At 73.7% G+C, this 20,650-nt stretch carries 22 protein-coding genes; 7 read left to right on the top strand and 15 right to left on the bottom strand.

Translation table 11 applies throughout. The features are described 5' to 3' along the window. Positions 1 to 102: 102 nt before the first annotated feature. The gene (locus tag ACFY61_RS13350; protein ID WP_389470888.1) at positions 103 to 999 is read right to left on the bottom strand and encodes a LysR family transcriptional regulator; all 897 of its coding nucleotides are present in this window, start codon (positions 997 to 999) and stop codon (positions 103 to 105) included. 82 nt (positions 1,000 to 1,081) lie between these two features. Between ACFY61_RS13350 and ACFY61_RS13345 the strand changes: the two genes are divergently transcribed. From ACFY61_RS13345 to ACFY61_RS13335, 3 genes are all read left to right on the top strand, one after another. Then, on the top strand, positions 1,082 to 1,774 hold the full coding sequence (locus ACFY61_RS13345) for an MOSC domain-containing protein (RefSeq protein ID WP_389470886.1): 693 nt from the start codon (positions 1,082 to 1,084) through the stop codon (positions 1,772 to 1,774). A 35-nt stretch (positions 1,775 to 1,809) separates the two neighbouring features. Next, positions 1,810 to 2,583 carry an SDR family NAD(P)-dependent oxidoreductase gene (locus ACFY61_RS13340; protein WP_389470884.1) on the top strand — a complete coding sequence of 258 codons (774 nt, stop codon included), beginning with the start codon at positions 1,810 to 1,812 and terminating at the stop codon, positions 2,581 to 2,583. Between the two features lie 62 nt (positions 2,584 to 2,645). Continuing rightward, positions 2,646 to 3,356, top strand: coding sequence for an ester cyclase (locus tag ACFY61_RS13335; RefSeq protein WP_389470881.1), 711 nt, complete (start codon positions 2,646 to 2,648; stop codon positions 3,354 to 3,356). Positions 3,357 to 3,442: 86 nt separating this feature from the next. On the opposite strand, the gene groL is transcribed toward ACFY61_RS13335, so the two are convergent. Together groL and groES are read right to left on the bottom strand one after the other, a co-directional pair. Further along, positions 3,443 to 5,074, bottom strand: a complete 1,632-nt coding sequence (gene groL, locus ACFY61_RS13330; RefSeq protein ID WP_389470878.1) for a chaperonin GroEL — start codon at positions 5,072 to 5,074, stop codon at positions 3,443 to 3,445. A 113-nt stretch (positions 5,075 to 5,187) separates the two neighbouring features. Beyond that, positions 5,188 to 5,496 (bottom strand): co-chaperone GroES, encoded by a 309-nt coding sequence (gene groES / locus ACFY61_RS13325; protein WP_179174625.1) that lies wholly within the window; start codon positions 5,494 to 5,496, stop codon positions 5,188 to 5,190. A gap of 434 nt (positions 5,497 to 5,930) precedes the next feature. On the opposite strand from groES, the gene ACFY61_RS13320 reads away from it, so the two are divergent. Together ACFY61_RS13320 and ACFY61_RS13315 are read left to right on the top strand one after the other, a co-directional pair. After that, a complete protein-coding gene (locus tag ACFY61_RS13320; protein WP_389470876.1) occupies positions 5,931 to 6,278 on the top strand; it encodes a hypothetical protein in 348 nt (115 codons plus the stop codon). Between the two features lie 178 nt (positions 6,279 to 6,456). After that, positions 6,457 to 7,863, top strand: a complete 1,407-nt coding sequence (locus tag ACFY61_RS13315) for an FtsW/RodA/SpoVE family cell cycle protein (RefSeq protein ID WP_389470874.1) — start codon at positions 6,457 to 6,459, stop codon at positions 7,861 to 7,863. A 14-nt stretch (positions 7,864 to 7,877) separates the two neighbouring features. Here ACFY61_RS13315 and ACFY61_RS13310 read toward each other — a convergent pair whose 3' ends face one another. Both ACFY61_RS13310 and ACFY61_RS13305 read right to left on the bottom strand, forming a co-directional pair. Then, the gene (locus ACFY61_RS13310; RefSeq protein WP_389470872.1) at positions 7,878 to 8,774 is read right to left on the bottom strand and encodes a polysaccharide deacetylase family protein; all 897 of its coding nucleotides are present in this window, start codon (positions 8,772 to 8,774) and stop codon (positions 7,878 to 7,880) included. Further along, positions 8,771 to 9,637: a polysaccharide deacetylase family protein gene (locus ACFY61_RS13305; protein WP_389470869.1), complete on the bottom strand. Its 867-nt coding sequence runs from the start codon at positions 9,635 to 9,637 to the stop codon at positions 8,771 to 8,773. The genes ACFY61_RS13310 and ACFY61_RS13305 overlap by 4 nt, the downstream gene beginning before the upstream one ends. A gap of 158 nt (positions 9,638 to 9,795) precedes the next feature. Between ACFY61_RS13305 and ACFY61_RS13300 the strand changes: the two genes are divergently transcribed. Then, the gene (locus ACFY61_RS13300) at positions 9,796 to 10,989 is read left to right on the top strand and encodes a methyltransferase domain-containing protein (protein WP_389471287.1); all 1,194 of its coding nucleotides are present in this window, start codon (positions 9,796 to 9,798) and stop codon (positions 10,987 to 10,989) included. Here the strand turns inward: ACFY61_RS13300 and ACFY61_RS13295 are convergent. The 5 genes from ACFY61_RS13295 to tsaB all read right to left on the bottom strand — a co-directional run bounded on the left by ACFY61_RS13295 (position 10,928) and on the right by tsaB (position 14,269). Further along, positions 10,928 to 11,620 carry a hypothetical protein gene (locus ACFY61_RS13295; RefSeq protein ID WP_389470866.1) on the bottom strand — a complete coding sequence of 231 codons (693 nt, stop codon included), beginning with the start codon at positions 11,618 to 11,620 and terminating at the stop codon, positions 10,928 to 10,930. The two genes, ACFY61_RS13300 and ACFY61_RS13295, sit on opposite strands and share 62 nt — an antisense overlap. Before the next feature lie 88 nt (positions 11,621 to 11,708). Continuing rightward, on the bottom strand, positions 11,709 to 11,963 hold the full coding sequence (locus tag ACFY61_RS13290; protein WP_389471285.1) for a hypothetical protein: 255 nt from the start codon (positions 11,961 to 11,963) through the stop codon (positions 11,709 to 11,711). Positions 11,964 to 11,965: 2 nt separating this feature from the next. Then, a complete protein-coding gene (gene tsaD / locus ACFY61_RS13285) occupies positions 11,966 to 13,105 on the bottom strand; it encodes a tRNA (adenosine(37)-N6)-threonylcarbamoyltransferase complex transferase subunit TsaD (RefSeq protein ID WP_389470864.1) in 1,140 nt (379 codons plus the stop codon). Continuing rightward, positions 13,098 to 13,580 (bottom strand): ribosomal protein S18-alanine N-acetyltransferase, encoded by a 483-nt coding sequence (rimI, locus tag ACFY61_RS13280; protein WP_389471282.1) that lies wholly within the window; start codon positions 13,578 to 13,580, stop codon positions 13,098 to 13,100. The genes tsaD and rimI overlap by 8 nt, the downstream gene beginning before the upstream one ends. Positions 13,581 to 13,597: 17 nt before the next feature. Further along, the gene (tsaB, locus tag ACFY61_RS13275) at positions 13,598 to 14,269 is read right to left on the bottom strand and encodes a tRNA (adenosine(37)-N6)-threonylcarbamoyltransferase complex dimerization subunit type 1 TsaB (protein WP_389470862.1); all 672 of its coding nucleotides are present in this window, start codon (positions 14,267 to 14,269) and stop codon (positions 13,598 to 13,600) included. A 123-nt stretch (positions 14,270 to 14,392) separates the two neighbouring features. Here tsaB and ACFY61_RS13270 point away from each other — a divergent pair, with 123 nt between their 5' ends. Beyond that, the gene (locus ACFY61_RS13270; RefSeq protein WP_389470859.1) at positions 14,393 to 14,956 is read left to right on the top strand and encodes a hypothetical protein; all 564 of its coding nucleotides are present in this window, start codon (positions 14,393 to 14,395) and stop codon (positions 14,954 to 14,956) included. Between the two features lie 105 nt (positions 14,957 to 15,061). On the opposite strand, the gene ACFY61_RS13265 is transcribed toward ACFY61_RS13270, so the two are convergent. The 5 genes from ACFY61_RS13265 to ACFY61_RS13245 form a co-directional block, all read right to left on the bottom strand. Next, the gene (locus ACFY61_RS13265; RefSeq protein WP_389470857.1) at positions 15,062 to 15,349 is read right to left on the bottom strand and encodes a hypothetical protein; all 288 of its coding nucleotides are present in this window, start codon (positions 15,347 to 15,349) and stop codon (positions 15,062 to 15,064) included. A 160-nt stretch (positions 15,350 to 15,509) separates the two neighbouring features. Further along, on the bottom strand, positions 15,510 to 16,034 hold the full coding sequence (tsaE, locus tag ACFY61_RS13260; protein WP_389470854.1) for a tRNA (adenosine(37)-N6)-threonylcarbamoyltransferase complex ATPase subunit type 1 TsaE: 525 nt from the start codon (positions 16,032 to 16,034) through the stop codon (positions 15,510 to 15,512). After that, positions 16,006 to 17,166: an alpha/beta fold hydrolase gene (locus tag ACFY61_RS13255; protein WP_389470852.1), complete on the bottom strand. Its 1,161-nt coding sequence runs from the start codon at positions 17,164 to 17,166 to the stop codon at positions 16,006 to 16,008. Before ACFY61_RS13255 ends, tsaE begins: the two co-directional genes overlap by 29 nt. Before the next feature lie 12 nt (positions 17,167 to 17,178). Further along, on the bottom strand, positions 17,179 to 18,318 hold the full coding sequence (gene alr, locus ACFY61_RS13250; RefSeq protein WP_389470849.1) for an alanine racemase: 1,140 nt from the start codon (positions 18,316 to 18,318) through the stop codon (positions 17,179 to 17,181). A gap of 933 nt (positions 18,319 to 19,251) precedes the next feature. Next, on the bottom strand, positions 19,252 to 20,646 hold the full coding sequence (locus ACFY61_RS13245; protein WP_389470847.1) for an NAD(P)H-hydrate dehydratase: 1,395 nt from the start codon (positions 20,644 to 20,646) through the stop codon (positions 19,252 to 19,254). Between the last annotated feature and the right edge of the window lie 4 nt (positions 20,647 to 20,650).

Here is a 20,650-nt window from a genome sequence, read left to right as displayed (position 1 = left end):
CGCCACCCCCGGGGGCAGGCACGGACACCTGAAGGAACGTTTCTTCGAATCCGGGACCGGGAGGACGCCCCCCGGCCGCCGGCCCCTAACGGCCGCCGGCCCCTAACGGCCGGCGGCCCGCTCCAGTTCGGCGAGGGTCGCCGCCACCGCCGGGACCCGCGCCAGGTCGGGCAGGGTCAGCGCGACCACCTCGCGCTCCACCGCCGGCTCCACCGCCACCGTGCGCGCGCCCTTCGTGCGTACGGACTCCACGGCCAGCTCCGGCAGCACCGCCACGCCCAAGCCCGCGCCGACCAGACCCACCACGGCCGGGTAGTCGTCGGTGGCGAAGTCGATCCGCGGGGTGAACCCGGCGCCTTCGCAGACCTCGACCAGGTGGCGGCGGCAGCGCGGGCAGCCCGCGATCCACGGCTCCTCGGCGAGGTCCGCCATTTCGACCCGCTCCGCACCGGCCAGCCGGTGGCCCTCCGGCACCAGGCCGACGAGCCGGTCGGTGAGCAGCGGCCGCACGACCAGGTCCTGCCACTCGCCGACGTCCGGGGTGCCGGCGTACCGGAAGGCCAGGGCCACGTCGCAGTCGCCCTCGCGCAGCATCTCCACCGAGCGCGGCGGCTCCGCCTCCACCAGCGAGATGCGGGTCCCCGGGTGCCCGGCGCGCATCGCGGCCAGGGCGGTCGGCACCAGGGTGGAGCTGCCGCTGGGGAAGGAGACCAGGCGGACCCGGCCGGCCCGCAGTCCGGCGATGGCGGCGACCTCCTCCTCGGCGGCGGTCAGCCCGGCCAGGATCCCCGCGGCGTGCCGGACCAGGGCTTCGCCGGCCTGGGTGAGCCGCATCTCGCGGCCGGTCCGCACCAGCAGCGGGGTGCCCGCCGAGTGTTCCAGGGCCTTCATCTGCTGGGAGACGGCGGGCTGGGTGCAGCCCAGTTCGCGGGCTGCGGCGGAGAAGGAGCCGGTGCCAGCGACCGCGCGCAGGACCCGGAGATGACGTGCCTCGATCACTCCTGAAGCATAAGACGAACTTTGACCGGAGTGCGAACAATCCCCTCGCGGCTTTGGGCACACGTCCGCTAGCTTGGCGCACATGCACCTCATTTCCGTGAACCTGGGCAAGGCGGCCTCCGTCGCGTACACCGACACGGAAGGCGGGCTCACCGGCATCGCCAAGCGCCCGGTGGAGGGCCCGGTCCGGGTCTTCGCCCCGGGCCCCAAGGGCGTCGGCGGCTCCGGCCTCGAAGGCGACGACGTGTGCAGCAGGCGCCACCACGGCGGTGACCACCAGGCCGTCTACGCGTACGCGCGCGAGGACCTCGAGTGGTGGGAGCTGGAACTGGGCCGCGAGCTGCCCGGCGGCGTCTTCGGCGAGAACCTCACCACCTCCGGCATCGACGTCAACGGGGCGCTCATCGGAGAGCGTTGGCGGGTCGGCGCGGACGTGGTGCTGGAAGTGGCCTCGGCCCGAATCCCCTGCCGCACCTTCCAGGGCCATCTGGACGAGCGGGGCTGGGTCAGGACCTTCACGCGGGCGGTGCTGCCGGGCGCGTACCTGCGGGTGGTGCAGGAGGGGTACGTACGCGCCGGAGACCCGGTCGAGGTGCTGCACCGGCCGGACCACGACGTGACGGTCGCGATGCTGTTCCGGGCGCTCACCACCGAGCGGGAGCTGCTGCCCCGCACGCTGGCGGCGGGCGAGGCCCTGGAGCCGGAGGCGCGGGAGGCGGCGCGGGCGTACGCGGAGCGGCTCGGGGCGACCGTGACCGCGGACGTGCGGAACTGAACGGAACCGACGCTCCGGGCGGCTAGGTTGCCCGTATGACGACTGCGCTGATCACAGGTTCCACGGCGGGCATCGGTGCCGCCTTCGCACGGCGGCTCGCGGCCCAGGGGCACAACCTGGTCCTGGTCGCCCGCGACACCGAGCGGCTGGGCGAGCAGGCCACCGAACTCCACGACCGGCACGGCATCGAGGCCGAGGTGCTCCGCGCCGACCTGTCCACCGAGGAGGGCATCGGCGCGGTGGAGGCCCGGCTGGCGGATGCCAGGCACCCGGTGGACCTGCTGGTCAACAACGCGGGCTTCGGCAACAAGGGCCGTTTCCTCGAGGTCCCGATGACGGACGAGCTGACCATGCTCAAGGTCCACGTCGAGGCGGTGCTGCGGCTGACCGCGGCGGCGACCGGGTCGATGCGCTCGCGCGGGCGCGGCGGGGTGGTCAACGTGGCCTCGGTGGCGGCGTTCCTACCGCGGGGTACGTACGGGGCGAGCAAGGCCTGGGTCGTGCAGTTCACCCAGGGCGCGGCCCGGGACCTGGCCGACTCGGGGGTCCGGCTGATGGCGCTGTGCCCGGGGTTCGTGCGGACGGAGTTCCACCAGCGGGCCGGCATGGGCACCGACAACATCCCCAACTGGATGTGGCTGGACGCGGACAAGCTGGTGGCCGAGGCCCTCGCGGACCTGGCGCGCGGCAAGACGCTGTCGGTCCCGGACCCCCGGTACAAGGCGCTGATGGGCGTGGCCAAGCTGGTGCCGCGCGGGCTGCTGGGCGGGATCTCCTCGCGGACCGGGCGGAAGTACGGCCCGCAGTAGCGACAAGCGAAAGGGGCGTACCGGAATAAAATGGTCATGTCCTATCTCGCCCGGGAGACGCCATGACATTCGTACAGATTATCGATTACAAGACGCGCAGGTACGACGACCTGTCGGACCTCCTGGACCGCTACGTGGCCCAGAGCCAGGGTCGGCGGACGGTCACGCACAGCCTGATCGGCAAGGACCGCGACGACGAGGAACACTTCGTCGACGTCGTCGAGTTCCCCTCGTACGAAGAGGCCATGCGGAACTCCCAGCTCCCGGAGACGGACAGGATGTTCCAGGAGATGGTGTCGCTCTGCGACGGCATGCCCAAGTTCACCAACCTCGACGTGGTGCGGGACGAACAGCTCAACAAGCACCTGGCCAACCGGGTGTTCGAGGACGCCCTCATGCACGGCAACATGGGCGTCATCGAGGAGTGTTTCGCGACGAACTGCATCGACCACGACGCGGGCAAGGAGGAGTCCACCGTCATCGGCCGGGACGCGATGCGCGCCGACATGGAACGGTGGCGCGGCGCCTTCGACATGACGTTCGAGCCGATGGCCCAGCTGGCCGAGGGAGAGTTCGTCACCACGGTGTGGAAGTGGCGCGGTACCCACAAGGGTGAGTTCATGGGAGCGGCACCCACGGGAAAGACCTACGAGATGACCGGGAGCACCACGTTCCGGTGCGTCAACGGCGAGATCACCGAGGCCTGGTGGAGCTACAACGTCGCCGACCTGCAGCGCCAGATGGGCGCGTCCGGCACTCCGTACGCGACCTAGGACCCAGGGGGTCCGGCACGGGGAAGGCCCCGCTCCGCATCACGCGGAACGGGGCCTTCGCACGCTGTGGCGCGTTCAGTGGCCGATCAGTGGCTGTGGCCGTGACCGTGGCCGTGACCGTGACCGTTGTCCTCCTCCTCGGCCGGCTTCTCGACGACCAGGGTCTCGGTCGTGAGCAGCAGCGAGGCGATGGAGGCGGCGTTCTCCAGGGCGGAGCGGGTGACCTTCACCGGGTCGATGACGCCGGCCTTGACCAGGTCGCCGTACTCGCCGGTCGCGGCGTTGAAGCCGTTGCCCTTCTCCAGCTCCGCCACCTTCGAGGTGATGACGTAGCCCTCGAGGCCGGCGTTCTCGGCGATCCAGCGCAGCGGCTCGACGACGGCGCGGCGGACGACCGCGACACCGGTGGCCTCGTCGCCCTCCTTGCCGAGGTTGTCGGCGAGCACCTTGGCGGCGTGGACCAGAGCGGAGCCACCACCGGAGACGATGCCCTCCTCGACCGCGGCGCGGGTCGCGGAGATGGCGTCCTCCAGACGGTGCTTCTTCTCCTTCAGCTCCACCTCGGTGGCGGCGCCGACCTTGATCACGCACACGCCGCCGGCCAGCTTCGCGAGGCGCTCCTGCAGCTTCTCGCGGTCCCAGTCGGAGTCCGTGGCCTCGATCTCGGCCTTGATCTGGTTGACGCGGCCGAGGACGTCCTCGGAGGAGCCGGCGCCGTCCACGATCGTGGTGTCGTCCTTGGTGACGGTCACGCGGCGGGCGCTGCCCAGCACGTCCAGACCGGCCTGGTCGAGCTTGAGGCCGACCTCCTCGGCGATGACGGTGGCACCGGTGAGGGTGGCCATGTCCTGGAGCATCGCCTTGCGGCGGTCACCGAAGCCGGGGGCCTTGACCGCCACCGCGTTGAAGGTGCCGCGGATCTTGTTGACGACGAGGGTGGAGAGGGCCTCGCCCTCGACGTCCTCGGCGATGATCAGCAGCGGCTTGGAGCCACCCGCCTGGATGACCTTCTCCAGCAGCGGCAGCAGGTCCTGGATGGAGGAGACCTTGCCCTGGTGGATCAGGATGTAGGGGTCCTCGAGGACGGCCTCCATCCGCTCCTGGTCGGTGACGAAGTACGGCGAGAGGTAGCCCTTGTCGAAGGCCATGCCCTCGGTGAACTCCAGCTCCAGACCGAAGGTGTTCGACTCCTCGACGGTGATGACACCGTCCTTGCCGACCTTGTCCATCGCCTCGGCGATGAGCTCGCCGACCTGCTGGTCCTGCGCGGAGAGCGCGGCCACGGCGGCGATGTCGGTCTTGTCCTCGATCGGGCGGGCGGTGGCGAGGAGGTCGTCGGAGACGGCCTTGACCGCGGCGTCGATGCCCTTCTTCAGGGCGGCCGGGGAAGCACCGGCGGCGACGTTGCGCAGACCCTCGCGGACCAGGGCCTGAGCCAGGACGGTCGCGGTGGTGGTGCCGTCACCAGCGATGTCGTTGGTCTTGGTCGCCACCTCCTTCACGAGCTGGGCGCCCAGGTTCTCGTACGGGTCGTCGAGCTCGACCTCGCGCGCGATGGTGACACCGTCGTTGGTGATGGTGGGGGCGCCGAACTTCTTGTCGATGACGACGTTGCGGCCCTTGGGGCCGATCGTCACCTTGACCGTGTCGGCAAGCTTGTTGACGCCGCGCTCGAGGGCGCGACGGGCGTCCTCGTCGAACTTCAGGATCTTCGCCATGGGAGCGGTTCAGCCCTCTCGAAAAATCTGGGTTTCAAACGAACCGCGCCCCTCGCCGCCCGGCTTCAGCGGGGTGACCAGGGGCGCAGCTCGAAGCATTTCTGCTGGGTGAATTACTTCTCGATGATCGCGAGCACGTCGCGAGCCGAGAGGACGAGGTACTCCTCGCCGCTGTACTTCACCTCGGTGCCGCCGTACTTGCTGTACAGCACGATGTCGCCGACGCTCACGTCGAGCGGCAGACGCTGGCCGTCCTCGAAGCGGCCCGGGCCCACGGCGAGGACGACGCCCTCCTGGGGCTTCTCCTTCGCGGTGTCCGGGATGACCAGGCCGGAGGCCGTGGTCTGCTCGGCGTCGAGCGGCTGGACCACGATGCGGTCCTCAAGCGGCTTGATGGCAACCTTGGAGCTGGCGGTCGTCACGATCCGACCTCCCCCTTCGGAGATCTCACGGGGTTAACTGTCTGAGGTGGCGACCAGGTGGATCCGTCGTCGCGGGTGCCGGACCTGCCCGTCGCTGTGTTGGCACTCACCGGGGGCGAGTGCCAGGGCCGAGACTATTCCGGCGATTAGCACTCGGTCAAGCGGAGTGCCAATTCGACCCGGTGGGCGTTGCGGAATCACGCCCTCCGGGCGGTTCCCGACGACGCCGGAAGCGAGCATGCCCCACCGACGGCCCCGGTACGCACGGCGCGCCACGGGCACCGGTTCCCGGGGGCAGGGCCGGATGGCGGGCGGAGGAACGATTCTTCGGCGGCCGTCCGGCTGACCGTGCTCCCGGCGGGGACATGACCGCCCGGCGCGGAGGGAACCCAGTGGCCGCAAGTCCCCACCCCCACACCGTGAGGAAGCCCTCCATGCGCATCCGCCACACCCTCGGTGCCGCCGCCGGCGCCGCCCTGCTCGTCCTGGCGCTCCCCACCTCGGCCGGCGCGGCCGAGGGCACCTTCACCTACGAGTACCGCTCCGAGGACCGGGCCATGCAGAGCGGGCAGCTGAGCGACCCGCCGAGCGAGGTGTGCATCACCCTGGACGAGGCGAACGACCCGTCCGAGGTGCCGCCGGCGCACAGCGCCGTCAACGGCACCGACGAGACCGCCACGGTCTTCGCCGCGCCCGACTGCACCGGCCCCTACACCGACATCGAGGCGGACGAGGAGGGCTCCACGCAGCTCACCTTCCGCTCGGTGATCTTCCACGACTGACCCGGCCGGTCACGGGGAAGGGCCCCGCCGCGGTTCCCGCGGCGGGCCCGCCGGTCCGCCGGTCCGCCGGTCCCAGGAACCTCGGCGGGGACATCGACGTCGTAGTTGATATGAAGATAAAGCGCCGCATTCGCGAGCAGACCGGACCGAAGGCCCCCTTCGACGGCGGCACGAGCCCGTGCGCGGGCTGACGCCCCGTACGGTGGCCGGCTCCCGCCGCCGAACCGAAGCGCTGCTCCTCGTCCTCGTCGTCGGCATCACGGTCTTCGGCCACGCCAACGCGGGCCTGGCGATGCACGGTGAACCTCCGCCGGACCTGGCCGGATTCGCGATCAGCATGACCCTGCTGGCCCTGGTGGCCCACCTCGGTGTCCGCCGGTTCGCCGCGTACGCCGATCCGCTGGTCCTGCCGCTGGCCATGCTGCTCACCGGGATCGGGCTGGTCCTGCTGCACCGCCTCGACCAGGGCTACATCGACCGGTACGGCTCGGCCCCGGTCGCGCCGGGGCAGCTGATGTGGAGCGTCATCGGCGTGGCGGCCTGCGTGGCCGTCGTGGCCCTGCTGCGCGACCACCGCTACCTCCAGCGCTTCATCTACATCACCATGGCCGTGGCGCTGGTCCTGCTGATCGCCCCGGCGTTCTTCGGCGCCGACAAGTACGGCGCGAAGCGGTGGATCGTCATCGGCGGCCTGTCGCTCCAGCCGGGCGAGTTCGTGAAGATCATGATCGCGGTGTTCTTCGCCGGCTACCTGGTGGTCCACCGCGACACCCTGGCGCTGGCGGGGCGCCGGTTCCTCGGCGTGCAGCTGCCGCCGATGCGTCAGCTCGGCCCGATCATCACCGTGTGGATCGTGTCCCTGCTGGTCCTCGTCTTCGAACGGGACCTGGGCACCTCGCTGATCTTCTTCGGCGTCTTCGTGGTGATGCTGTACGTCGCCACCGAACGCACCAGCTGGATCGTCACCGGCCTGCTGATGGCGGCCGCCGGCGCCTTCGTGGTCGGCTCGACCGAGGCGCACGTCAAGAACCGCGTACAGGCCTGGCTCGACCCGATGGCGATCTTCCTGCCGGAGGACCAGCGGCCCAAGGGCCTGATCTCCGACCAGTCCGCTCAGGCCCTGTTCAGCTTCGGCACCGGCGGGATCTCCGGCACCGGCCTCGGCCAGGGACACCCCGAGCTCATCGCCTTCGCCGGGCGCAGCGACTTCATCCTCACCACGGTCGGCGAGGAGCTCGGCCTGGCGGGCCTGATGGCGGTCCTGCTGCTGTACGGGCTGCTGGTCCAGCGGGGCCTGCGGATGGCCCTGGGCTCGCGGGACCCGTTCGGCAAGCTGCTGGCGGTCGGCCTGGCGTCGGGCCTGGCCCTCCAGGTCTTCATCGTCACCGGCGGGGTGACCGGCCTGATCCCGCTGACCGGCAAGGCCATCCCGTTCCTGGCCAGCGGCGGGTCCTCACTGCTCGCCAACTGGATCATGATCGCCCTGTTGCTGCGGATCAGCGACAGCGCCGAGCGCCAGCGCGAGGCGGACTCCCGGGCGGCGGCGGAGTCCCGTGACCCCGGAGGGCTGGTGGCGGTGGGGTGACGGGCCGGGCGCGCTCACAGGTAGTCCTCCAGGCGGCCTATCCGGTAGCCCTGTTCCTGGATCTTCTGGAGCATGCGCGTGGTCATCTGGGTCTCCGTCGAGCCCTTGAGCTCGGCCGGACCGCGGAAGTGGGCCAGGATGATGTCACCGGGCCGGAGGGCGGAGCCCTCGGCGTACTGGAGGTCGCGGATCTGCATGGACACCCGCCAGGTGACGAGCGCCTCGACCCCGCACTCCTTCGCGGCCCGGAGGGTGTCGTCGTTGTAGGAGCCGTACGGGGGGCGGAAGAGGCGGGGGCGCTGCCCGAAGCGCTGGGCGAGCTTGTCCTGCTGGCCGCATATCTGGGCCTTCTGCGCCGCGTACGACAGCTTCTGCAGGTTGGGGTGGTTCAGCGTGTGGTTGTTGATCGTGCTGCCGTTGCCCTGGTCCCGCAGCTGCTGGAAGTGGTCGTAGCCGCTCGACGCGACGCTGTCCGTCAGGAACATGGTGATCGGCAGTTTCAGGTCGGCCGTCTGCCGGAGGAACCGCGGGTCCTTCTCCCTGCCGTCGTCGAAGGTCACGAAGACGATCTTCTCGCCGGCCGGCACGGGTATTCGGTCCACCACCGGCACCCGCCCGGGCGCGGCCTTCGGCAGCGCCGGCTTCTGCGCCGGCCGGGGCGCGAACTCCAAGGGCCGGGACAGGCCCCAGTGCTTGTACGCGAGGGAGGGGTCCGCGGCCTTGGAGGGCGAGGGGCCGGCGGAGGCACCGGCCCCGCCGCCGCCCTGCACCTGGTCGGTGGTCTTGCGGCCCAGCCGTTCGATCGGGTCCACGCTCTCCCCGCAGCCGGCGAGGAGGAGCGTCAGCGCGCCGGCCGCGATCAGTCCGGTCGCCCGGTTCCCTCGGGCCGACGGCCGGCGCGCTCGCTTCACAGGTAGTCCTCCAGGCGGGCCACGGCGTAGCCCTTCTCGGTGACGGTCTTCATGACCTGACGGATCATGTCAGGCATGGTGCCCTTCCAGTCCTCGCGCCCCCTGAAGTGCGTGAGGATGATGTCTCCGGGATGCAGGTCCCTGTCCCACTCCCGATAGTCCAGACGGTTGGGGAAGGCCTCCGCGTTCCACAGCGGGACGTGTTTGATGCCGCAGGACTTGGCGGCGCGCAGGGTGTCCTCGTTGTAGTTGCCGTAGGGCGGGCGGAAGACGGTCGGCCGCTTGCCGAACTGCTTCTGGATGGTGTCCTGCATGCCGCAGATCTCCTGGCGCTGCTTCTCGTAGGAGAGCGCGGGCATGTAGCGGTGGTTGAGGCTGTGGTTGTTGAGGGTGACGCCCGCCTCCTGCATCCGCTTGAAGTAGGGGTAGTCGTCCCGTACGAGGTAGTCGCTGAGGAACGCGGTGTAGGGGATGTCGAGTTCCTTCATCATGCGGATGAACTCGGGGTCCTTCTCCGCTCCGTCGTCGACGGTGAGGAAGACGACGTTCTCCTCGGTCGGGATGGTCGTGAACACCGGCGGCAGGCCCTCGTGGTCGTCGACCTCGAAGCCCTCGCGGGTCTCGATCTCCGGCTTCTCCTTGGGCGCGGCGGGGGCCGTGAGCGGGGTCTTGAGCAGTCCCCACTTCTTGGCGGCGGCGATCCGCGCGGCCTGCTTCTGCTTGAGCCGTGTCGCCTGGTCGACCGCTCCGGCGGCGCCGGCCGCGGCTCCGGCCTTGGGCTTCTCGCCCTTGGTGGGCGGCTTCTCCGCCTCGGACGAGCAGGCGGTGCCCAGGGCGGCGAGGAGCAGCGCGGCCAGCGCCACCCCGGACCGACCGCGCGCACCGGCTACCCGGCGAGTGTTTTGTTCCTTTTTTCCTACTAGCTGCATAGCAGCGCATATTGTCAGGCCGGGAGCCCGACACTCCGGACGACACCGCCACCGCGCCGCACCTTCCACCGGCTGGCGGACACCGCCCCGCGCTGGCGGACAATGAGCCGGTGAACCCGCACGACTTCGCCGCCCTGCTGACCCCCGAGGGCAGCGCCCTCCTCGACTCGCTGCGCGACTACGACCCGGCCCGGGAGATCGCCGTGGCCACCCGGCTGCGCCGCGAGCACCCCGCGGAACTGGTCTCGGCCGCCCTCGGCCAGGCCCGGCTGCGGCAGCGTGCGGTGGCCAAGTTCGGGGCCGCGGACGCGCACCGGATGTACTTCACGCCCGGCGGGGTCGAGATGGCCACCCGGGCGAGCGTGGCGGCGTACCGCGCCGGGCGCGTGGCCGGCCTCGGCGTGCGCAGCCTGGCCGACCTCTGCTGCGGCATCGGCGGCGACGCCATCGCCCTGGCCCGGGCCGGGATCCGGGTGCTGGCGGTGGACCGCGACCCGCTGACCGCGGCCGTGGCGCGGGCCAACGCCGCGGCGCTGGGCCTGGCGGAGCTGATCGAGGTGCGCGAGGCCGACGTGACGGAGGTCGACACCTCCGGGTTCGACGCGGTGTTCCTGGACCCGGCCCGGCGCGGGGGCCGCGGCCGCACCTTCGACCCGGAGGCGTACTCGCCGCCGCTGTCCTGGGCCGTGGCGGCCGCCGGTACGGCCCGGCACGCCGCGATCAAGATCGCCCCGGGCATCCCGCACGAGGCGGTGCCCGCCTCGGCGGAGGCCGAGTGGATCTCCGACGGCGGGGACGTGAAGGAGGCCGTGCTCTGGTTCGGCACCGCCCCCGGCACCGTCCGGGCCACCCTGCTGCCCGGCCCGCACACCCTCCACCCCGAACGACCGCTGCCCGACCCGGAGCCGGGCCCGGTGGGCCGGTACCTGTACGAACCCGACGGCGCCGTCATCCGCGCCCACCTGGTCGCCGAGGTCGCGGCGGCGGTCGGCGGCCGGCTGATCGACCCGACGATCGCCTACGTGACCGCCGACGAACTGGTCCCGACCCCGTACGCGACCGCGTACGAGATCACCGACGTGCTGCCGTTCAACCTCAAGAAGCTGAAGGCACTGCTGCGGGAGCGCGAGGTGGGCGTCCTGACGGTGAAGAAGCGCGGCTCCGCCATCGAGCCGGAGGAGCTCCGCCGGAAGGTCAAGCCGCAGGGCCGGAACGCGGCGACCGTCATCCTGACCCGGGTGGCGGGTGCCCCGTCGATGCTGATCGGTGGTCCGGCGCGGCCGTAGCGGGCGCGGCGGAACGGGTCAGGGCACTCCGCGCCCACCGGTGGTGGGCGGCGGCCCGCGCGGCACCCAGCACCCCGGTGACCCACCAGATGGTGCCGAGGCCCGCGCAGTAGGCGGCCCGGTCGTAGGTGACGAGGCCCGGGCCCGCCGCGGCGGCGAACCCCGAGGCCGTCCAGACCCCGACGGCGCACAGGGCGAGGGAGCTGAGCAGCCAGAGCAGGCAGCGGCCCGGCGCGCGCAGCCGGGCCACCAGGGCCGGGTCCGCCGGGCGCGGCCCGGACCGGGCCCAGGCGTCCAGCAGCCGGCGCACCTCGCGGTCCCGCCGCACCCCCCAGACCAGCCAGAAGCCGGCGGGGACCAGCACACCCAGGCCGAGGACCCCGAAGGCCACCCCGATCAGCACGCCCAGCCGGTCGCCCTCGTCGAAGGACAGCCGGGCCATGCCCACGAAGGACCACCCCAGGGCGAACACCGCCGCGAGCGCCCACAGGAGCAGCAGCCGGCCGGGCCCGATGCCGGCCCGGGCCAGCTCGGCCAGGGCCCGCTCCCGGTCCTCGTGCGGGGTCTCCCCGTCCGGCCGGGCGCGCAGGTACGCGGGCGGAGGCGGAAAAGGAAGATCACTGCGAGGCATGCGCATGACCATATCGGGGCAGGCCCGCACGAGCCCCCTGCTCCCCCGACCCGGCGTCATGTCGGCGGGCACGCCCGACACCCTCCCCTTAGGACACGGACTCGAAGCGCCAGCGGTGCACCGCCCGGGTGATCAGGTCGGCGGCGGGTTCGGGCAGTTCGGGCAGCTCCGCGGTCAGCTCCTCGGCCTCCCACCAGGTGATGACCAGCACCCGGTCCTGGGGGGCGCGCAGCAGCTCGCGGCGCAGCGGCTCGCGGGCCAGCACCTGCGCGCGGGCCCACTCCAGCAGCTCGTTCCCGCGGCCGGCGGTGGCGCGGGCCTCCCACATCAACGCGACGGTCAGGCTCACGAGTACAGGTTGTCCTTGCTGAGCTCGTGCACGTGGTCGTGGTCGCTTCCATGGCCGTGCGCGTGCCCGTGCCCGTGCGCGTGGCCGTGCGCCGTGCCCGGCACGTGCGGGTCGGTCACCGGCAGCGAGGAGTCCGCCGACAGGTCCCAGTCCGAGGCCGGGCGGTTCCGGGCCACCATCTCCGCGCCGAGGGCCGCGACCATCGCGCCGTTGTCGGTGCACAGCTTGGGCCGGGGCACCCGCAGCACGATCCCGGCGTCGTCGCAGCGCTCCTGCGCCAGCGCCCGGAGCCGGGAGTTGGCGGCCACGCCACCGCCGATCATCAGGTGGTCGACGCCCTCGTCCTTGCAGGCGCGGATGGCCTTGCGGGTGAGCACGTCCACGACCGCCTCCTGGAAGGAGGCCGCCACGTCCCGCACCGGCACCTCCTCGCCGGCGTTGCGCTTGGCCTCGATCCACCGGGCCACGGCCGTCTTCAGCCCGGAGAAGGAGAAGTCGTACGCCGGGTCGCGGGGCCCGGTCAGCCCGCGCGGGAAGTGGATGGCGCCCGGGTCGCCCTCCTTGGCCAGGCGGTCGATCACCGGCCCGCCGGGGAAGCCGAGGTCCAGCACCCGGGCGATCTTGTCGAAGGCCTCGCCGGCCGCGTCGTCGATGGTCGCGCCGAGCGGCCGTACGTCGCTGGTGATGTCCGGGGCCAGCAGCAGCGAGGAGTGCCCGCCGGACACCAGCAGGGCCATGGTCGGCTCGGGCAGCTTGCCGTGCTCCAGCTGGTCCACGCAGATGTGCGAGGCCAGGTGGTTCACCCCGTACAGCGGCTTGCCCAGGGCGTAGGCGTACGCCTTGGCCGCCGAGGTGCCCACCAGCAGGGCGCCGGCGAGGCCGGGGCCGGCGGTCACGGCGATGCCGTCGAGGTCCCGGGCGCTCACCCCGGCTTCCTTCAGGGCCCGTTCGATGGTCGGGACCATCGCTTCCAGGTGGGCGCGGGAGGCGACCTCGGGGACGACACCGCCGAAGCGCGCGTGCTCGTCGACGCTCGACGCGACCGCGTCCGCGAGCAGGGTGGTGCCGCGGACGATGCCGACGCCGGTCTCGTCGCAGGAGGTCTCGATGCCGAGGACGAGGGGTTCGTCAGCCATGGTTCTCACTTCGCACGGGTACGGAGCTTGCAGGATCACTGAGGCGCATCACGAGCGCGTCGACGTTGCCGGGCTGGTAGTAGCCGCGCCGGAAGCCGATCGGCTCGAAACCGAAGCGCTCGTAGAGCTTCTGGGCCCGGGTGTTGTCCACCCGCACCTCCAGCAGCACCTCGGCGCATTCGAACGCGGTGGCGGCGCGCAGCAGGTCGGTGAGCAGCCGGGCACCGAGGCCGGTCCCCCACTGGTCGCGGGCGGCCGCGATGGTCTGTACGTCGGCCAGGTCGCCGGCGGCGGCCAGCCCGGCGTAACCGACGAGCCGCCCGGTCCCCGGCTCCTCGGCCACCACGTAGTGGCGGGTGGCGTGCGGGCCGCGCGCGTGGGCGAGTTCGGACCAGAACATGCCGGCCGACCAGGCGTCCTCGGGGAACAGCTCGTGCTCCAGTTCCAGCACGGGCTCGATGTCCCACCAGCGCATCTCGCGCAGCAGGGAGGTCACTTGGGGGTGACCACCTTGTAGTTCTTGGGCACCTGGGCGTCCGGGCGGCGGAGGTAGAGCGGGACCGGCGGGAGGAAGGCCTCTTCCCCGCCGGCCCTCAGGCGCTCGGCGGCGAGGGCGGCCAGGGCGGCGGCGGACTGGTGCTCGGGTCCCGTCGCGCCGGCGAAGACCTCGGGGTACAGCAGGGCACCGGCGCCGACCGCGGGCAGGCCCGCGACCTGGTCGGCGATCTCGGCGGGGCGGTCCACGGCGGGGTCGCCGACGCGGGTGCGGGGGTCCTCGTACCGGGCCCAGTAGACCTCCTTGCGGCGCGCGTCGGTGGCGACCACGAAGGGACCCTCGACACCGGCGGCCCCGGCCGCGTACGCGATCCCGTCGAGGGTGCACAGGCCGTGCACGGGCACCCCGCCGAGCGCGGAGGAGAAGGCGGCGGCGGTGGCCAGGCCGACCCGCAGCCCGGTGTAGGGGCCGGGGCCGACGCCGACGACGATGCCGGTCACGGCGTCGAGTGCCCGGCCGGCCTCGGAGAGCACCGCGTCGACGGCGGGGAGCAGCAGTTCCCCGTGCCGGCGGGCGTCCACCTGGCTGGTCTCGGCGAGGACGGACTCGCCGTCGTGCAGGGCGACGGTGACGGCGGGCGTGGCGGTATCTACAGCGAGCAAGAGCACGCGAACAGCCTACGACTCCGCGGCCGCGGGGCCGCCCGCGCCCGTCGCGGCCCGGTCCGCCGGGTACCGGCTGCTACCTTCGACCCAGGTATTTCGGGGAAGCACCGGGGAAGGTGGCGCAAGGTGGGACGCAGCAGCTCGGGAATCGTGGCCGGGCTCACGGCGGCGGCCGTCGCCGTGGTCGGCTTCCTCGCCTACCAGGCGTCGGCGACCGCGCCCGCGAAGCCGGCCGCCGTACGGTCGCAGCAGCCCGCGCCGGGCGCTCCGGGCCGGGCCGCCACCCCCCAGGACCCCTCGAAGCCCCCGCAGGTGCCGCTCGACTCGGGCGAGGGCAGGCGGGTCGTCTACTCCGTCGGGCAGAAGCGGGTCTGGCTGCTGGAGACCGCGCCCGGTGCGGCGCCGAAGACGTTCGCGGTGGTGCCGAGCACCGTGCACCCGAAGCCCGGCACGTACTCGGTGACCTCGCGGTCGGGGTCGGTGACCGGTTCGGACGGGAAGCCGGTCGAGCACGTGGTGCGGTTCACCAGCACGGACGGCGTGGTGATCGGTTTCAGCGCCCGGGTGGACGGTCAGCTGCCGCAGCCCGACCCGTTGAAGAAGACCGGCGGCATCCGCATGACGCGCGCCGACGGCGACGCGATGTGGGGCTTCGCCACCATCCAGTCGAAGGTCGTGGTCGTCCCCTGAGCGGACCGCGGGCCGCGTCACGAGCCGCGTACAAGCCGCGCACAGGCCCTGTTCCAGGCCGCGTTCCACCCGAACGGGTGAGGGTGATGCGGCGTCAGGCCGCAGTCAGGCCGCCTCGGACGCCGGGGCGGCCTTTTCCGTACCCGGACCCGCGCCGGGGTCCGACGGCCGCGCGGGCGGCGGCGTGGAGACCGCGCTCGCGGCGGCGCAGGAGGCGAGCAGCGCCTGCATGGACAGGGCGGAGGGCGCCGGCGGAACGGCCGTGACCGGCCGGACAGGACGGACCGGCGGGACCGGCGGGGCCGTGGGGGCCTGGGGGACCGCCCCGGCGGTCTCCTCCACGGCCGCCGCCGGGGCCGGAAGGTCGCCCCGCTCGCGCTCTGCTGCCGACATGGCTGCCTCCTGGGCCCGGGTACACCGTAGTTAGGTAGACCTAACCAGCTCTCGGTACCATGTCATCACGGGCGCCGCCGACGGCGCAATATGTTGCCGACGAGTCGTCGGGAAACGGGCCCGCCCGGCGGCACTCGACGGGGGGTCCCTCCAGGCCGGCTCAAGCCGGCTCCACCAGCCGCTCGAGGGCGTCCGCGTCCCAGCGCGAGCCGATGCCCCGCACGGTGACCTCGCGGACGTCGTCGAGCACCTCCTCGTGACCCACCGCCCGGGCGATCACCACGTGCAGCCGGTCGTCCGACAGGTCCTCCACCTTGCCGTCGCCCCACTCGACCACGACCACCGACTCGGGCAGCGACACGTCGAGGTCCAGGTCCTCCATCTCGTCCAGCCCGCCGCCGAGGCGGTACGCGTCCACGTGGACCAGCGCCGGCCCGCCCACCAGCGAGGGGTGCACCCGCGCGATCACGAAGGTCGGCGAGGTGACCGCCCCGCGCACGCCCAGGCCCTCGCCCAGCCCGCGGGTCAGCGTGGTCTTGCCCGCGCCGAGCTCGCCGGTCAGCAGTACGAGGTCGCCCGGGCCGAGCAGGGCCGCGACGCGGCGGCCCAGGTCCTGCATGCGCTCGGGGGAATCGACGGTGACGGAGACGACGGCCTCACCGGCCTGGCTGTGCACTGCTTCCATAGGAGCCAACGGTAGTGGCTGCCGGCACCGCCCCGGCGCGCGCCAGCAGATCGGCGAGCAGCCCGGTGACCTCCTCCGGCCGCTCCAGCATCAGCAGGTGGCCGGTGCTCTCCAGGACGACCAGCTCGGCCTGCGGGAGTTCGGCCGCGATGGCCTCGCTGTGCTCGGGCGGGGTGATCATGTCCTTGTCGCCGGCGGCCACGGTCACCGGGATTCCGGCCAGCTCCGCCAGCGCCCGGGTCTTGTCGTGCGCGGAGAACGCCGGGTAGAACGCGGCGACCACGTCGATCGGCGTGGCCTCGATCAGCCGCTCGGCGAACCGGACGACGCCGGGGTCCACCTCCCGTGAGCCGAACGAGTAGCGCTTGATCATGCCCGCGAACAGGTCGGCGGTGGCCCGGCGCCCCCGCTCCACCAGCTCGGCCTGCGAGCCGAGGGCGCGCAGCACGCCCGGCAGCACCCGCCGCACCGCGGACATGCCGGCGGCGGGCAGCCCGTACGTGACCTCGTCGAGGCGGCCGCTGGAGGTGCCGATCAGCGCGACGCCGGTCACCCGGTCCCGGACGAGCTCGGGGAACTGCTCGGCCAGCGCCATGATCGTCATACCGCCCATGGAGTGCCCGACGAGCACCACCGGGCCGTCCGGGGCCGCCGCGTCCAGCACCGCCTTCAGGTCGCGGCCGAGGACGTCGATGGAGACCGGCACCGCGTCGCCCTGGCCCGGCGCGCGCTCGGACCCGCCGTGGCTGCGCTGGTCCCAGTACACGCCGCGCACCACACCGCGCAGCGCGGCGCGCTGGAAGTGCCAGGAGTCCTGGCTCAGGCAGTAGCCGTGGCAGAAGACGACGGTCACCCCGCGGGCGGACCTGCGGCGCAGCGGGCCGGGCCGGGTGCCGTCCTCGGGCAGCTCGTCGACCTCGTAGTACAGCCGGGTGCCGTCCTCGGCGAGGGCGGTGCCGGGGGTGCCGCGGAGCGAGCCGTACGGGCCGGCCGCGTCCAGGGCCAGGCGGGCCTTCTGGCGCATGCCGCGGCCCACGGTGAGCCGTTCGACGGCCACGCCGGCCGCCGCGCCCGCCGCCAGCACGCCGATCGCGGCACCCGCCCAGCCGGCCTTGCGCCAGTTCTCGCTCACGCGCCCTCCAACTCAGCTGCCCAGGTACACGCGGGGCACCCGTCCCCCGATCCGGGTGACGATCTCATACGCGATGGTGTCCGCCGCCCGTGCCCAGTCCTCGGCGGTGGGTTCGCCGTGCCGTCCGGGGCCGAAGAGCACGGCCTCGTCACCGGTGCGGACCCCGGTGTCGGCGTCCAGGTCCACGACGAACTGGTCCATGGCCACCCGGCCGGCGGCGGTCCGCACCTTCCCGCCCACGAGCACCGGGCCGCGGCCGGAGGCGTGGCGCGGGATGCCGTCGGCGTAGCCGGCGGGGATCAGCGCGAGGGTGGTCGGCGCGGAGGTGACGTAGTGGTGCCCGTAACTGACGCCGTGTCCCGCCGGGACGTCCTTGACCAGGGCGACGGAGGCCTTGAGGGTCATGGCGGGGGTCAGGCCCAGCTGGGCGGAGGTGCCGAGCTCGGGGGCCGGGGAGACGCCGTAGACGGCCAGGCCGGTCCTGACGAGGTCGAAGTGGCTCTCGGGGAGGGTCAGGGTGGCGGGCGAGTTGGCGATGTGCCGGACCTCGGGCTCGACCCCCTCCTTCTCGGCGTACTCGACCATCTCCCGGAAGGCGTCGAGCTGCCGCTGGACGGAGGGGTGGCCGGGCTCGTCGGCGCAGGCGAAGTGCGACCACAGGCCGGTCACGCGGACGCTGCCCTCCGCCTGGGCGGCGACGGCCGCCTGGACGAGGCCGGCCCAGTCGGCGGGCTGGCAGCCGTTGCGGCCGAGGCCGGTGTCGGCCTTCAGCTGGATCCGCGCGGTCCGGCCGGCGGCGCGGGCGGCCGCCCGCGCCTCCTCCAGGGCCCACATGCCGCTCACGGCCACGTCGACGTCGGCCTCGACGGCCTCCCGCCAGGGCCCGCCGGGAGTCCACAGCCAGCACATGATCCGGCCTTCGAGACCGGCCGCGCGCAGCTCCAGGGCCTCCTGGGGGGTGGCCGTGCCGAGCCAGGTCGCACCGGCCTGGAGGGCCGCCCGGGCGCACGGCACCGCTCCGTGCCCGTAGGCGTCCGCCTTGACGACGGCCATCAGCTCGGCGCGGGGCGCTCGCTCGCGCAACGCGCGCACGTTCCCGCGGACGGCGTCCAGATCGATCTCGGCGTGTACGCGCGGCGGTGTCTCGTTCATCGCGCCCAGTCTCTCAGACCCCCGCCCCTCCCCCACCGGCCCACACACCCCGGGCGCGCCGCACCCCCACCGGGCCGTCCGAGCCGGGCCCCACCAGTGCCGCCCGGCCATCAGCCCGGCCGGGACCCGCCCGCGCGGCCAACGCTGGGCTGGGCCACTCCAGCCCGCCGGAACCCGGCCGCGGCGCCAACGCCCGGGCCAGACCAATCCAGCCCCGCCGGCGATTGAGGCGCGGGGCGTGGGGCAGCGCCCCACGAGCCCGGGCGGAGCCCCCGCCGGACCCGCTCAAACGCCGCTCGGGCTTGGTAGGCCCCGCCGGAACCGGCCCGCCCGGGCAACGCCCCCGCCGGGCCATCCAGCCCGGCCGGCACATCCAGCCTCGCCGGCGATTGAGGCGCGGGGCGTGGGGCAGCGCCCCACGAGCCCGGGCGGAGCCCCGCCGGACCCGCTCAAACGCCGCTCGGGCTGGGGGCGCGCCGCCGGAGCCCGGCCGCGCGGCCAACGCCTGGGCCAGGCCATTCCAGCCCCGCCGGCACATCCAGCCCCGCCGGCGATTGAGGCGCGGGGTGTGGGGCAGCGCCCCACGTGGCCGGGCGGAGCCCCCGCCGGACCCGCTCAAACGCCGCTCGGGCTTGGTAGGCCCCGCCGGAACCGGGCCGCCCGGGCAACGCCCCCGCCGGGCCATCCAGCCCGGCCGGCACATCCAGCCTCGCCGGCGATTGAGGCGCGGGGTGTGGGGCAGCGCCCCACGAGCCCGGGCGGAGCCCCCGCCGGGCCCGCTCAAACGCCGCTCGGGCTGGAAATCCCCGCCGGAACCCGGCCGCGCCGCCAACGCCCCGGCCAGACCACTCCAGCCCCGCCGGCGATTGAGGCGCAGGGCGTGGGGCAGCGCCCCACGTGGCCGGGCGGGCGCGGCCGCCGGGGCGGGGGCGCTCAGGACGGGGTGAGGGAGCGCCAGGCTTCCGGGAGGGCCAGGGCCACCTCGTGCGCCGTGACGGGGGCACCGCGCGCCGCGAGGCGCCCGGCCCGGCCGTGCAGGTACGCGGCGACCGCCGCCGCGTCCGGCGCGTCCAGCCCCGCCGCCAGCAGCGAGCCCGCCAGCCCCGACAGCACGTCCCCGCTGCCCGCCGTCGCCAGCCATGGCGACCCCGTCGGGTTCACCCGCACCCCGTCCCGGTCCGGCGCCGCGACCAGCGTGGTCGCACCCTTCAGCAGCACCGTCGCCCCGTACCGCCGGCTCAGCTCACGCACCGCCCACAGCCGCCGCGACTCCACCGCCTCCCGCGCCACCCCGAGCAGCGCCGCCGCCTCCCCGGCGTGCGGGGTCAGCAGCGTCCCGGCGGTCCGGGCCCGCACCACTTCCGGGGACAGGCCGCGCAGCCCGTCCGCGTCGACCAGCAGCGGTACGTCCCCCTCCGGGAGCCGGGCCGGTTCCGCGCCCAGCCCGGGCCCCAGCACCCACGCCTGCACCCGGCCCGCGCCGATCAGCACCTCGGGGTACCGGGCCAGTACGGCCTCCGCGGCCGGCCCGACGTACCGGACCGCCCCCGCGCCGCCCCGCAGCGCGCCGGCCACGGCCAGTACGGCCGCGCCCGGGTACTGCGCCGAGCCGGCCACCAGCCCCACCACACCCCGGCGGTACTTGTCGCTGGCCGCCGTGGGCGCGGGCAGCAGCGCCCGCACGTCCGCGTCGTCGAAGGACTCCAGCGCGGGCCGGGGCGGCAGCACCGGGCCCAACCCGATGTCCACCAGCCGCACCTCGCCCGCCCGCGACGCCCCCGGGTCGACCAGCAGCCCCGGCTTGTACGCGCCGAAGGTGACGGTGAGGTCCGCGGTGACGGCCGCGCCGGGCACCTCCCCGGTGTCGGCATCCACCCCGCTCGGCAGGTCCACCGCGACCACCCGCGCCCCGGCCGGGATCCGGTCCACCAGCGCCGCCGCGCCCGGCCGCAGTCCGCCCCGGCCGCCGATGCCGAGCAGCCCGTCCAGCACCAGGTCCGCCCGGCCGGGCACCCGGTCCTCGACCCGGCCGCCGGCCCGCAGCAGCGCGGCCAGCCCGCCGGGGTGGACCCGGCCGGGGTCCATCGGGACGGCCCGTACCCGGGCGCCGCGCCGGGCCAGCCGGGCCCCGGCGTACAGCGCGTCGCCTCCGTTGTCGCCCGGGCCCACCAGCAGGACCACCCTCGATCCGGAGACCCGGCCCAGCAGCCGGGCGCACTCGGCGGCCAGCCCGGCCGCGGCCCGCAGCATCAGGGCGCCGTCCGGCAGCCCGGCCATCAGTTCGCGCTCGGCGGCGCGCACCTCGTCCACGCGGTAAGCGGTTCGCATGGGC

The organism is Streptomyces sp. NPDC012888, from assembly GCF_042900645.1.
Classification (GTDB): domain Bacteria; phylum Actinomycetota; class Actinomycetes; order Streptomycetales; family Streptomycetaceae; genus Streptomyces.
This window is presented reverse-complemented; position numbering and strand designations above follow the sequence as displayed.